This is a genomic window from Aliihoeflea sp., assembly GCF_052435475.1.
Lineage (GTDB): Bacteria > Pseudomonadota > Alphaproteobacteria > Rhizobiales > Rhizobiaceae > Aliihoeflea.
The window spans coordinates 116,519-129,384 of sequence record NZ_JBQVMV010000002.1 but is presented as its reverse complement, the minus strand read 5'-3'; the positions used below and the strand labels follow the sequence as shown (position 1 = coordinate 129,384).

At 65.1% G+C, this 12,866-nt stretch carries 12 protein-coding genes; 6 read left to right on the top strand and 6 right to left on the bottom strand.

From position 1 onward, the window contains the following. Nucleotides 1-110: 110 nt before the first annotated feature. On the bottom strand, nt 111-2,300 hold the full coding sequence (locus ACT6QU_RS03665; protein WP_444563695.1) for an anthranilate synthase: 2,190 nt from the start codon (nt 2,298-2,300) through the stop codon (nt 111-113). 285 nt (nt 2,301-2,585) lie between these two features. Here ACT6QU_RS03665 and cueR point away from each other — a divergent pair, with 285 nt between their 5' ends. Beyond that, nucleotides 2,586-2,978, top strand: coding sequence for a Cu(I)-responsive transcriptional regulator (gene cueR / locus ACT6QU_RS03660; RefSeq protein WP_024587480.1), 393 nt, complete (start codon nt 2,586-2,588; stop codon nt 2,976-2,978). On the opposite strand, the gene ACT6QU_RS03655 is transcribed toward cueR, so the two are convergent. Continuing rightward, nucleotides 2,918-3,682 (bottom strand): phosphatase PAP2 family protein, encoded by a 765-nt coding sequence (locus ACT6QU_RS03655; protein WP_444563696.1) that lies wholly within the window; start codon nt 3,680-3,682, stop codon nt 2,918-2,920. The genes cueR and ACT6QU_RS03655 overlap by 61 nt on opposite strands. A gap of 189 nt (nt 3,683-3,871) precedes the next feature. On the opposite strand from ACT6QU_RS03655, the gene ACT6QU_RS03650 reads away from it, so the two are divergent. Then, entirely contained in the window at nt 3,872-4,546 is a 675-nt protein-coding gene (locus tag ACT6QU_RS03650; RefSeq protein ID WP_444836603.1) for a glutathione S-transferase family protein, read from the top strand. 3 nt (nt 4,547-4,549) lie between these two features. On the opposite strand, the gene ACT6QU_RS03645 is transcribed toward ACT6QU_RS03650, so the two are convergent. Further along, complete coding sequence (locus ACT6QU_RS03645) at nt 4,550-4,984, bottom strand: DUF1801 domain-containing protein (protein ID WP_444563698.1); 435 nt, start codon at nt 4,982-4,984, stop codon at nt 4,550-4,552. A gap of 186 nt (nt 4,985-5,170) precedes the next feature. On the opposite strand from ACT6QU_RS03645, the gene ACT6QU_RS03640 reads away from it, so the two are divergent. From ACT6QU_RS03640 to ACT6QU_RS03630, 3 genes are all read left to right on the top strand, one after another. Beyond that, nucleotides 5,171-5,533, top strand: coding sequence for a hypothetical protein (locus tag ACT6QU_RS03640; RefSeq protein ID WP_444563699.1), 363 nt, complete (start codon nt 5,171-5,173; stop codon nt 5,531-5,533). Between the two features lie 126 nt (nt 5,534-5,659). Then, entirely contained in the window at nt 5,660-6,190 is a 531-nt protein-coding gene (locus tag ACT6QU_RS03635; RefSeq protein WP_444563700.1) for a YcnI family copper-binding membrane protein, read from the top strand. Nucleotides 6,191-6,259: 69 nt separating this feature from the next. Next, nucleotides 6,260-7,855, top strand: coding sequence for a copper resistance CopC/CopD family protein (locus ACT6QU_RS03630; RefSeq protein ID WP_444563701.1), 1,596 nt, complete (start codon nt 6,260-6,262; stop codon nt 7,853-7,855). Between the two features lie 3 nt (nt 7,856-7,858). Here the strand turns inward: ACT6QU_RS03630 and ACT6QU_RS03625 are convergent, their stop codons facing one another. From ACT6QU_RS03625 to ACT6QU_RS03615, 3 genes are all read right to left on the bottom strand, one after another. Continuing rightward, the gene (locus tag ACT6QU_RS03625; RefSeq protein ID WP_444563702.1) at nt 7,859-9,106 is read right to left on the bottom strand and encodes a DUF2254 domain-containing protein; all 1,248 of its coding nucleotides are present in this window, start codon (nt 9,104-9,106) and stop codon (nt 7,859-7,861) included. 110 nt (nt 9,107-9,216) lie between these two features. Beyond that, nucleotides 9,217-10,896, bottom strand: coding sequence for a formate--tetrahydrofolate ligase (locus ACT6QU_RS03620; RefSeq protein ID WP_444563703.1), 1,680 nt, complete (start codon nt 10,894-10,896; stop codon nt 9,217-9,219). Nucleotides 10,897-11,090: 194 nt separating this feature from the next. After that, nucleotides 11,091-11,708, bottom strand: coding sequence for a thymidine kinase (locus tag ACT6QU_RS03615; RefSeq protein ID WP_024587489.1), 618 nt, complete (start codon nt 11,706-11,708; stop codon nt 11,091-11,093). Between the two features lie 197 nt (nt 11,709-11,905). On the opposite strand from ACT6QU_RS03615, the gene ACT6QU_RS03610 reads away from it, so the two are divergent. Continuing rightward, complete coding sequence (locus ACT6QU_RS03610; RefSeq protein ID WP_444563704.1) at nt 11,906-12,853, top strand: choline ABC transporter substrate-binding protein; 948 nt, start codon at nt 11,906-11,908, stop codon at nt 12,851-12,853. Nucleotides 12,854-12,866 lie beyond the last annotated feature (13 nt).

The following is a 12,866-nucleotide window of genomic DNA, read 5'->3' as shown; positions in this document are numbered from 1 at the left end:
GGAGATCAGCTAGTCGCAGAGGTTTGAGCGCGTGATCTCCCCCCTCGCGGGGGAGATGTCCGGCAGGACAGAGGGGGGCGCGAAGGAATGCGGTCGTCAAGATGTCATTCCTAGGCGGCTTTGACTTTGGCCCTGCGCGGCAGATGCGCGACGACGTTTTCGATCATCCGCATGCCGGCATTCTGGCCGAGCGTCATGATCGATTCGGGATGGAACTGCACGGCGGCGATCGGCTCGGACTTGTGCTCCAGGGCCATGATGACGCCGTCCTCGGTTTCGGCGGTGACGAGGAATTCGGGCGGCAGACGCACCGGATCGGCGAAGATCGAGTGGTAGCGGCCGACCGTCACCTCCTTGGGCAGGCCGGAAAAGACGATGCCGGGCTTGGTCACGCGGATGCGCGAGGGCTTGCCGTGCATCGGCTCGTGCAACTGGCGCAATTCGCCGCCATAGGCCTCGGCGAGTGCCTGCAGGCCAAGGCAGACGCCAAAGATCGGCAGGTCGCGGGCGCGGGCCTTCCTGATCGTCGCCTTGCAGTCGAAATCCGACGGCATGCCGGGACCGGGCGAGAGGACGACGATGTCGGGATCGACGCGGTCGAAGACTTCTTCGGGCACCGGCGAACGGACGGTGGCGACGGTCGCGCCGGTCTGGCGGAAATAGTTCGCCAGCGTGTGGACGAAGCTGTCCTCATGGTCGACCAGCAGGATCGAGACGCCCTCGCCCACCTTGGCGCTTTCGCGCTGCGCGGCGGCGGAATTGCCGAGCGATGCCTCGCGGATCGCGGCCAGCATGGCGGAGGCCTTGAGTTCGGTCTCGGCCTCTTCCTCGGCCGGGTCGGAATCGTTGAGCAATGTCGCGCCGGCGCGGACCTCGGCGATGCCGTCCTTGATGCGGATGGTGCGCAGCGTGAGGCCGGTGTTCATGTCGCCGTTGAAATGGACCATGCCGATCGCGCCGCCATACCAGGCGCGCGGGCTCTTCTCGTTGGCCTCGAGAAAGCGCATGGCCCACAGCTTCGGCGCGCCGGTGACGGTGACGGCCCAGGCGTGAGAGAGGAACGCGTCGAACGCGTCCATGCCCTCGCGCAGGCGGCCCTCGATATGGTCGACCGTGTGGATGAGGCGCGAATATATCTCGATCTGGCGGCGGCCGATGACGCGCACGGAGCCCGGCTCGCACACGCGGCTCTTGTCGTTGCGGTCGACGTCGGAGCACATGGTTAGCTCGGATTCGTCCTTCTTGGAGTTGAGCAGCTTCAGGATCTGTTCCGAATCCGCGATGGCGTCCTCGCCGCGCTTGATCGTGCCCGAGATGGGGCAGGTCTCGACGCGGCGGCCCGATACGCGCACGAACATCTCCGGTGAAGCGCCGATCAGATATTCGTTCTCGCCCAGATTGATGAAGAAGGAATAGGGCGACGGATTGATGGATTTCAGCTTGCGGCTGATCTCCGAGGGCTTGGAGACGCAGCGCTCCATGAACATCTGGCCCGGCACCACCTCGAACAGATCGCCGCGCCGGAAGCTTTCCTTGGCGCGGGTGACGAGGCCGGCATATTCGCCGGGCTCGTGGTCTGAACGCGGCGGGACGGTGTCGGACGGCTTGAAGGGCGCCTCGGCGCCGCCGCGCGGCAGGCCTTCCGTGGAAAAGCCCGCGCCGGAAAAGTCGTAGCGGGCGTGCCAGGCCTTGGCCTGGTGGTGGTCGACGACGAGAATTTCGTCGGGGAGGTAGAGGACGACGTCACGCTGGCTCTGCGGCCGGTCGAGCTTGAGCGCGACAGGGTCGAACTGGAAGGCGAGGTCGTAGCCGAATGCGCCATAAAGGCCGAGATTGGCGTCTTCCGGCGACTTGAACAGCGAAACGATGACGCGCAGGACGGAAAAGACGGTGGGAACGCGGGAGCGCTCCTCCTCGGCGAAGACACGCGTCGGTTCGGCAACGGTGAGGGTGACGAGCGCGGGTGCGCGGACGAATTGGGTAACCTCGTCGAGCGCCTCGACGACCGGCACGATACCGTCGAGCAGCTTTTCGCCGCGCGCATTCAGCGCCTCGATGCGCATGTCGCGGCCGCGCGCCGAAACGACCAGCGGCGGATCGACGATCGCCGTGTCCCAACGCGTATAGCGGCCCGGATATTCGTAATTGGAGGAAAAGACGCAGCCGCGGCGCGAATTCAGCGCGTCGACATAGGTCTCGATCGCGCCGACATAAGGCGTCTCGTGGCGCTGTCGGGTGACGGTGACGCCGCCCTCGGTGCGGTAGCGCTCCGCGCCGTTTTCCAGAAGCTCGGTGCTCATGATGTCCTTCCCCTCATCTGTCAGGTTCCGGATCGGCAGGTCCCAAAAAGACGAAGGCCGCCCGGAGAATTCCGTTGCGGCCAAACCTTTGAAACGCGCACGCAAGTGCTCGTGGCCGCTGTTAGCGGGTCCACCACCACTTGTTCGTGTGCGAATGCGCGTTCATGGGAATCTCATACAAACGATCCGCCGTCGCGGCAAGCGCGATTGTGCGGCTTGATCTTCCAGCTACTGGAAGGATTAGCTTGGCGCTCCTATCTCGAGGGTCGATCAGGAGTTGCCGCAATGAACATCGGAACTGCCGCCCGCCGCTCGGCCCTGCCGGCCAAGACGATCCGCTACTATGAGGAGATCGGCCTTTTGCGCCCGGCGCGGGCCGACAACGGCTATCGCGACTATTCGGACGCCGACATTCACCGGCTGAAATTCCTCCAGCGCGCACGTGGGCTCGGCTTCTCAGTCGAGGAATGCCGGCAGTTGCTATCGCTCTATGGCGATTCCCACCGGGCGAGCGCCGACGTGAAGGCGCTCGCGGCGACCAAGCTCGACCAGATCGAGCACAAGATCGCCGAGTTGCAGAGCCTGAAGAAGACGCTGACGCATCTGGTCAGGACCTGTCACGGCGATGCGCGGCCCGACTGCCCGATCCTCGACGAGCTTTCCGGCGCCTCGGCCTGACCTCGCTTGCGCTCGCGGTAGAAGCGCAGGGCCGAGACGGTGAGCCAGGCAAGGCTCGCCCACGCCGCGCCCATCGCCCAGCCGGCCACGACGTCGCTCGGCCAGTGGACGCCGAGATAAACGCGCGAGACGCCGATCATCAAGGTGAGCAGGATCGCGACGGCGAGGACGTAAACGCGCACGCGCAGATTGTCGACGAAGCGGACGATCAGCGAGCCGAGCGTCAGGTAGACGATGGCCGAAACCATCGCGTGGCCGGACGGGAAGCTCGGCGTGTGGGTGTTGACAAGGTGCTCGACGAGGTCAGGCCGCGGCCGCGCATAAAGCTCCTTCAGGAGGTGGCCGACCAGCGTGCCGGTTGCGATCGACAGGAAGGTGTAGAGTGCGGGCCCGTATTTGCGCGACGCGACGAGAAAGCCGATGACGGCCGCCACCAGCACCAGGATGACCGTATAGCCGCCGAGCGCGGTGATCTCGGCCGCCGTTTCCTGCAGCCATTCCGGCCCGATCGGCGTGCCGCCGGGCATGTGGAACCACAGGAAGATGCGCTCATCGATGGCGTTGAGCTCGCCATCGTCGAGTTCGTCGGCGATCGACAGGAAGAGCGAAATCCCCGCCGCGGCGATTGCGAAGATCGCCAGCGGCAGGAAAGCGGTCTTGTGATCGCGCATGCCGCGCACGAGTTCGGTGATCGATCGGTTCATGACGCCCCTGGAGATTGCATGTGCCGATAAGGATGGGGCGGGGAAAAGGTTGCAGCAAGGGTGTTACGGCGATGCAGCGACGGAACGATCCACCGCCAATCCAATCGTCCACGATTAGTGGGCACGGATTTCATGTCGGGAACGGATCTCGCCAGTCGTCCTTGATGGGAGAAGCTCCCGGAGGATGCAATGATCACGATAACCGCTATGAAATGGGTGCCCCCCTTTGCCGCTGGACAGGTTCGGGACCATCGCGCCCGCTGGATACTCAACGAAGCTGGCTGGCCATACTCGGTCCGGCTGGTGGATACGCCGACGATGAAGTCGGCCGAATACAGATCCAATCAGCCATTCGGCCAGGTCCCGGTGCTCGAGGAAGACGGCCGGCCGCCGATCTTCGAATCCGGCGCCATCGTTCTCGAGGTTGCTCGAAGGGCCGCAATACTGATGCCGGAGGACGAGGCCCAACGCGCGCTTGCCGTTTCTTGGGTGATCGCAGCGCTGAACTCGATCGAACCGTTCCTGATGAACCTCGCCGAAGTCGATTTCTTCATGACCGATGAGACCGAAAAGAGGCAGCGCCGGCCTCAAGCCCTGGCGATGGCCGAGCTGCGGCTTGGCGAATTGCAGCACGCGCTGGGCGAGCGCCAATGGATGGTCGGGCCGCAATTCTCCGTCGCCGATCTGATGATCTCGTCAGTCCTGAAGATTGCCGGTTCGTTGAAGGTACTCGATGGGTTCCCGAAGCTGGCTGCCTATCAGGCTCGATGTTTCGATCGTCCGGGCTACCGCAAGGCAATCGCCGACCAGTGCGCAGCGATCGACGCCCATTCCGCCGCGGACATGAAGTACGAGACCGCGTGATGATTACAACTTCTCCCCCGGCAGCTTCGTGGCCTGGGCCACCCAGGCGGTGAACTGCGCCTCGTCGAATTTGTCCTCGTAGATATCAAGATAGCGCGTGTCGGCGTGTTTCGATGCGCCGGGTGGGACGGGATCAAGCGACGCGCCACGGAAGAAGGTGACCTTCACGTATTTCGTGAAGCAGCGGAAGCTCAAGAACCAGACATCCGTTTCGAGACCGTAGAATGGCGAGTTCCATTTGACCGCCTTGACGACACCGGGGACGGTCTTCTCGATCAGAATGTCGAGACGGTGGCCGAGCGCGCTTTTCCAGCCCGGCATGGCGGCGATGTAAATTTGGACGGGTTCGTTACCATAGCCCTTGGCGATCTGCGGATTGCCGCCGGAAAGGAGAACCACTCCATTCGGACCGGCTTGCGGTGAGTTGCTTCTGGACATGAAGAGCCTCTATTCTTCGCCTGTCGGAACGCAACTGACCATTTCGAATGCGCGGCGGCAAAGATGGGTGCGACGATCAGCACCATGATACTGCGGCCAAAGCCAGTTTTGCGAACGCTGCGCGGCTGTTAGTGTCTCTTTGCAAAGGGGACGGACGGAACGATGCAGTGGGGCCGGGGGAAGCTGTTGAGCAAGGGGGTCGCGCTGGTCGCTGCCTATATGCTCGTGCTCCAGGCGCTGTTCGGTGCGTTCGCGGTCGGCGCTTCTGCCGGCGTGCCGATGCTCGACGATTTCGGCAATCCGCTCTGCATCACCAGCCACGAACCGGCGCCGGCCGGTGAGGGACGCGACCATTCGGGGATGCCCGATTGCTGCGCGCCGGGCTGCAGCATGTTCGCGCCGGTGACCGCCGGCGACCGCGAGCCAAACGCGCTTTCAAACCCGCTGCGGGTCGCCTACGCGATTCGCAGCGCGATGCCGACAATCGTCGCGGTGGATGACATCGCCCGACGGCCGGGCAATCCCCGCGCACCGCCGCTCGCGGCGTGAAACACCTGATTCCATTCGACTGACGGAACGTCGCGGCCAGCGCTGCGCGACCGTCTTGCCTGCCCCGCATCGCGCGCCGCAAACCGGCCGCACGGGCGCATTCCATATGATCTGAAAGAAACACCGATGTTCAAGCACATCATCACCGCTGCCGGCCTTCTCGCACTCGGCACGTCCGCCGCCCTTGCCCACGTCTCGCTCGAAGGCAAGGAAGCGGCTATCGGTTCTACCTACAAGGCGGTCTTCCGCGTGCCGCATGGCTGCGAGGGCGAGCCGACCAATGTCGTGCGCGTTCGCATCCCGGAAGGCGTGATCGCGGTCAAGCCGATGCCGAAGCCCGGCTGGGAACTGGAAAAGGTGCGCGGCGACTATGGCACGACCTACGAGTATCATGGCTCGCAGGTGAGCGAAGGCGTGACGGAGATCGTCTGGAGCGGCGGAAACCTTGCCGACGACGAATATGACGAGTTCGTCCTGCGCGGCTACCTCACCCCTGCCCTGACGGCCGGCGAGACGCTCTATTTCGCGGTCGTGCAGGAATGCCCGGGCGGCCTTGCCGAGCGCTGGATCGAGGTGCCGGCCGAGGGCCAGTCCGCCGACGACCTCGAAATGCCGGCGCCGGGCGTGGCGATCACCGAGGCGGCCGGCGGCCACTGACGGACAAGGACGCGGCGGCCGGCGCGATGCGTGCCGGCCGCCCGATCGCGGCTTCAGGTGGACGGACCCATGCAACGAGTGAAAAACGGACCCGGTCTGGCAGGTTGGATCGCGGCGCTGGCGCTGCTTCTGGCGCTTGTCGGCGAGGCCGCTGCGCACGCCTCGCTGACCGGCGCCGAGCCTCGCGACGGCGCAGTGATCGCGACCGCGCCGGAAAGCTTCCGGCTGGATTTCAGCGAGCCCGTATCGCCGCTCGTCCTGCGGATCGTACGACCGAACGGCGAGGCGGTGGACCTCGGCGACTTCGCTGTGCGGGACCGCTCGGTCGAGATCGAAGCGCCGGCGGGCCTTGAAGACGGCACGCATGTCCTGACCTGGCGCGTGGTCTCGGCGGATGGGCACCCGGTCGGCGGATCGGTGGTGTTTTCGATCGGCGCGCCGGGCGCTGCGCCGCCGCCCGTTCCCGAACCGGTCGACTGGACGGTGCGGGCGGCCGTGTGGCTGGCGAAGATCGGGCTTTATGTCGGCCTCTTTCTCGGCGCGGGGGGCGCATTCGCGCTCGCCTGGTTCGTGCCGGTCTCGCGCGCGGGATCGCGGGCGGTGCTGGCCTTCGTCGGGATCGGCCTTGCGGCAGCGGCGATTTCGCCGGGCCTGCAGGGCCTCGATGCGCTTGGTGCGCCGATCGCGAGGTTCGCCGACCCGGCCATCTGGCGGGCAGGGCTGGAGACGAGCTTCGGCCTGACGGTCAAGCTGGTGCTCGCAGCGCTCGGCGCGGCCGGCATCGCCGCTTTGACCAAAAATGCCGGTGTGTCCTGCATCCTGGCGACTGGTGCGCTCGCCGCCGGCGCCTATGCGCTGACCGTCTCGGGTCATGCGAGCGCAGCCGAACCGCAATGGCTGACGCGGCCGGCCGTCGCGCTTCATGCCGCGGCGATCGCCGTCTGGGTCGGGGCGCTGGTGCCGCTTGGCCTGGCGCTTCGCGCGAATGCCTTCAATGCGGCGCGCGGGCTGGAACGGTTCTCGACATTCATCCCCTTTGCCATCGCCGGGCTCATCGCGGCGGGCATCGTGCTGGCGGTCATCCAGGTGGAGACGCCGGCGGCGCTGGTCGACACGGCCTATGGCCGGTTGTTCCTTGCCAAGCTCGGCTGCCTGGCGGCGCTATTCGCGCTTGCCGCTGTCAATCGCTGGAGGCTGACGCGGCCGGCGCTGGCGGGCGATACGCATGCGCTCGTCCGCTCGATCGCTGCGGAGACGCTGGTCGTGCTCGTCATCCTCGCCATCGCGGCAGGCTGGCGCTTCACCCCGCCGCCGCGCGCGCTCGCCCTCGCCGCCGCGCAGCCGGCTTCGGTGCACATCCATACCGCCGAAGCGATGGCCGACGTTTCGGTGACGCCGGGACGGGCGGGACCGGTTGCGGTGTCGGCGATGATCATGACGGGCGATTTCGGCCCGCTCGATGCGAGGGAAGTCGCCTTCGTCTTCGCCAATCCCGAGGCCGGCATCGAGCCGTTCCGGCGGCAGGCGGAAAAGCCTGGCGACGGCACGTGGCGCGCAGACGACGTGGTCCTGCCGCTGGCCGGGCGCTGGACCGTGCGGCTCGATATTCTCGTCACCGATTTCGACATCGTGCGGCTGACGACAGAGATTGAGATCAGGCCGTAAGGGTCATACCGAAACGGCGCGCGCGGCGGTGCGGACCGCCTCGAGATCTTCGGCAAGCGTCAGGGCTCCCTCGGCACGGCGGAGCGCCATGTCCGAGTGCCGCGCCGCCTCGATGCGAAAGCGCGGGTCGGCAAAAGCTGCCGTGGCCGCGAAGGCCTTTTGCAGGCGCACCTGCACCTCGGCAACCGCCGCACCGTCGCGGGCGATCGGCAGATAGACGTCATCGAAGAGCTCAGACAGCTTGATCGACGCGACATGGACGTTCGGGAAGCGAACCGGCTCGCGCTCCTCCGCTTCGTCCCAGATGGACAGAAGCCGCACGCTGCGTCCGATGACGTCGATCGCCGTACCGGGATCGTTAAGGGCAGGCGAGAGGGCGCGTTGGGCGATTTCTGCCAGCACCGACAGGCCGAAGCGCGGGTCCTGGTCGAAGGAGCGCTCACGGGCGAGCGAATAGGCCGCGACGACGGCAGCGTGTACCTTCTCGTCACTGGATGCTATGCGCGCCAGCGGTCGTCGCCCGTCGACGAACGTGCCTGGAAGCGCGAGCGAATAGATGACGACGCCTTCGGCCTCGGCGATCTCCTGCAGGCTGGCCATGTCGATGTGCTGGACGTAGCCGATGAATGGGGCGGCGACCGCCGCGGCATCAGCGGGAATGACATCCTCGTCGGCGAGGTGCACGCCGCCGAGATAGGGTTGTTGGCGGCGGCTGCGCAGCGCCTCCGCCGTCGCCTTCTCCACGACTTCCGTCGTCTCGCCGACGCGCCCGAGGCGAGTCAGATAGTCGATCCAGCGCAGGAGCGTGACCACGATCAGAAGCACGACGAAGATAGTGACCACGAACAGGATCACACGGCCCTGTTCGCCATAGGCGCCCATGGAAAGCGTGATGATCGCGACGAGGCTGTAGAGGAACGAGCCGACGAAGGTCGCCAGGACGTTCTGGGAGGTCGTGTCCTGAAGCAGGAGCTTGGTGGCGCGCGGCGTCACGTTGGTCGTGGCTGCGGAATAGGCCGCGACCATGGTGGACAGCGAGAACGTCGTCACCGCCAGCATCGACGAGGCGATGATGGTCAGGATGTTGTCGACCGCCTCGGCGCCGATGGAGGCGGAGATTTCGTAGGGAATGTAGGGGCCGAGAAAGACGGCGAGAAGCGCCGACAGGACGGCGAGCAGCGAGATCAGCGTGCTGCGGAACCACAGGCGCCGCGTCAGGAGCCTGTAGATCCAGTTCCACTTCGAAATCATGCTGCCGCCCCCGGTTGTTCAGCGACAACGCATATGCGCGCGGAGCGTTGCCGTCTCAGCGCCCGAAAAAGGGCGCCGCAGCGCCCTTTCGCGGAGACTGTCGCAGAGCCCTAGAACAAGCCCTCGATCTGGCCTTCGTCATTGAGGAAGATCTTTTCCGAGGACGGCGTCTTTGGCAGGCCCGGCATGGTCATGATCTCTCCGCAGATGGCGACGATGAAGCCGGCGCCGGCCGACAGGCGCACCTCGCGCACCGGCACGACGTGGTCGTTGGGCGCGCCGCGCAAATTCGGGTCGGTAGAGAAGGAATACTGCGTCTTCGCCATGCAGACCGGCAGGTTGCCGTAACCCGCCTGCTCCCACTGGTGAAGCTGGTCGCGCACCGACTTGTCGGCAATGGCGTGCGAGCCGCGATAGATGCGCTTGACGATGGTGTTGATCTTGTCGAAGAGCGGCATCTCGTCGGGATAGAGCGGGGCGAATTGCGACGAGCCGCCTTCGGCGAGCTCCACGACCTTCCTCGCCAGATCCTCGATACCGGCCGAGCCCTGCGCCCAGTGTTTGCACAGGATCGCCTCCTCGCCCATCGAGGCGACATAGTCCTTCAGCGCCTGGATTTCGGCGTCGGTGTCGGAATAGAAATGGTTGATCGCGACCACGGCCGGGACGCCGAACTGGCGTACGTTCTCGATATGGCGGCCGAGATTGGCGCAGCCCTTCTTGACGGCCTCGACGTTTTCGGTACCCAGATCGTCCTTCTTGACGCCGCCATTCATCTTCATCGCGCGCACGGTGGCGACAATGACCGCGGCGGCGGGCTTGAGCCCGGCCTTGCGGCACTTGATGTCGAAGAATTTTTCCGCGCCGAGATCCGCGCCGAAACCGGCCTCGGTGACGACATATTCGCCCAGCTTGAGCGCGGTCGTGGTGGCGACGACCGAGTTGCAGCCATGCGCGATGTTGGCGAACGGGCCGCCATGGACGAAGGCCGGGTTGTTCTCCAAAGTCTGGACGAGGTTCGGCTGCATCGCGTCCTTGAGCAGAACCGCCATCGCGCCGTCGGCCTTCAAATCGCGCGCATAGACCGGGGTCTTGTCGCGGCGATAGGCGACAATGATGTCGCCGAGGCGCTTTTCGAGATCGGCAAGATCCTTGGCAAGGCACAGGATGGCCATGACTTCGGAGGCGACGGTGATGTCGAAGCCGGCCTCGCGCGGGAAGCCGTTGGCCACGCCGCCGAGCGAGCAGGTGATCTGGCGCAGCGCGCGGTCGTTCATGTCCATCACGCGGCGCCAAACGACGCGGCGCTGGTCGATGCCCAGATCGTTGCCCCAGTAGATGTGATTGTCGATCAGCGCGGCCAGCAAATTGTGCGCGGTGGTGATGGCGTGGAAATCACCGGTGAAGTGGAGGTTCATGTCCTCCATCGGCACGACCTGCGCCATGCCGCCGCCCGCCGCGCCGCCCTTCATGCCGAAATTCGGCCCGAGCGAGGCTTCGCGGATGCAGACCACGGCCTTCTTTCCGATCCGGTTGAGACCATCGCCGAGGCCGACCGTCGTCGTCGTCTTGCCCTCGCCGGCCGGCGTCGGATTGATCGCGGTGACGAGGATCAGCTTGCCGTCCTTGTTGCCGCTCACCGACTTGATGTACTCGGCCGAGACCTTCGCCTTGTCGTGTCCATAGGGCAGGAGATGCTCGTGCGGGATGCCCAGGCTCGCGCCGATCTCCATGATCGGCTTCTTCTTCGCGGCGCGCGCAATCGCGATATCGGATTTCACTTCGGCCATTTAGGTCCCCCAGGAGGCTTCTAGCTCGGTTCTGTTCGCGACGGCCGGGACCGCGCGCTTCGGTTCGGATTCATGGCGGTTGCCGCTGTTGCGCGCCGTCTCAATAAAGCCGCGCAATGCACGGAATGCGACAAGGCGAAAGCGGTCTTGGGCCCGGATCGAAAAGCTGTATACAACTGCGATGGCGGGTCCGTCTATTCCCCGGCGGTGAAGCCAACGAGGTCTTCCGGCGGCAGGCGCCCCATCTCTTCTTCCCAGTGGCGGCGGCACAGCGAGACGTAGCGATCCTCGCCGCCGATCGCGACCTGATCCCCCTCCAGCAGCACCTTGCCGTTCGGTCCGAGCCGCACGACCATCGTCGCCTTGCGCCCGCATTTGCAGATGGTGCGCACCTCGCGCAGCTCGTCGCCGATTGCGAGCAGCGCCTTCGAGCCGGGAAAGAGTTCGCCGCGAAAATCGGTGCGCAGCCCGTAGCACATCACCGGCACGCCGAGCCTGTCGGCGACGCGCGCAAGCTGCCAGACCTGCTCTTCTGAAAGAAACTGCGCCTCGTCGACGAAGACGCAGTGCAACGGCCCGCTGCGGGCGAGCGCGTCGATGATCGCGAAGAGGTCGGTTTCCGCCGAAAAGAGCTCCGCATCGGCGCCGAGCCCGATGCGCGAGGCGATGCGTCCGACGCCGGCGCGGTCGTCGAGGGCGGCAGTGAAGGTCGCGGTGCGCATGCCGCGCTCGCCGTAATTGTACGACGCCTGCAGGAGCAGCGTCGACTTGCCGGCATTCATCGCGGAATAATGGAAATAGAGCTTGGCCATGCGTGCCTTTTAGGCCGGTTGGGCGCGGGAGCGGGAGTGCCACCGCGCAACCGTCCACGAAAAATCGCTGCACACGTGCAATTTCAGGCTTTTCGACATGGTTCTTGAATCATCGTGCAAATGATGTTTGGCTTTAGCAACTCGTGAAAGACCGCGTTTCGAGCGGTTTTCCATAAACCCGATGGGAGACGAATTCGATGTTGCGTACCCGCACATTCCTCACGACGCTTGCCCTTTCGACCGCGCTTTCGGCCGGAGCCGCGCTGGCGCAGGATCCGGAAGCCTGCCAGACGATCCGCTTTTCCGACGTCGGCTGGACCGACATCACCGCGACGACGGGCACGGCGACGGTGCTCTTGAAGGCACTCGGCTACGAGACGGACGTGCAGGTGCTTTCGGTTCCGGTGACCTATGCGTCGTTGAAGAATGGCGACATCGACGTGTTCCTCGGCAACTGGATGCCGACGATGGAAGCCGACATTGCGCCCTATCGCGAGGACGGGTCGGTGGAGACCCTGGTCACCAATCTGGAAGGCGCCAAATACACGCTCGCCGTCCCGAAATACACCTACGACAAGGGCCTGACGAGCTTCGACAAGATCGCCGAGTTCAGCGACGATCTGAACGGCCAGATCCTCGGCATCGAGCCGGGCAATGACGGCAACCGCCTGATCCTCGACATGATCGAGGCCGACCAGTTCGGCCTGTCGGGCTTCGAGGTCGTCGAGAGCTCGGAGGCCGGGATGCTTTCGGCCGTTACCCGCGCCGCCCGTTCGCAGCAGGACGTGGTCTTCCTCGGCTGGGAGCCGCACCCGATGAACGCCAATATCGAGATGGAATATCTCGAAGGCGGCGACGAGGTCTTCGGGCCGAATTTCGGCGGCGCGACGGTGCATACCAATGTGCGCGCCGGCTACACCGAGGAATGCCCGAATGTCGGCAAGTTCCTGACCAATCTCGTCTTCTCGCTCGAAATGGAAAACGAGATCATGGGCGCGATCCTCGATGACGGCGCCGACCCGGAGGCCGCCGCGAGCGAATGGCTGAAGGCCAACCCGGACGCGCTGACGCCGTGGCTCGAAGGCGTAACGACGGTGGGTGGCGAGGACGGCGAAGCCGCCGTGCGCGCGGAACTCGGCCTTTAAGGCCGCGTCGACC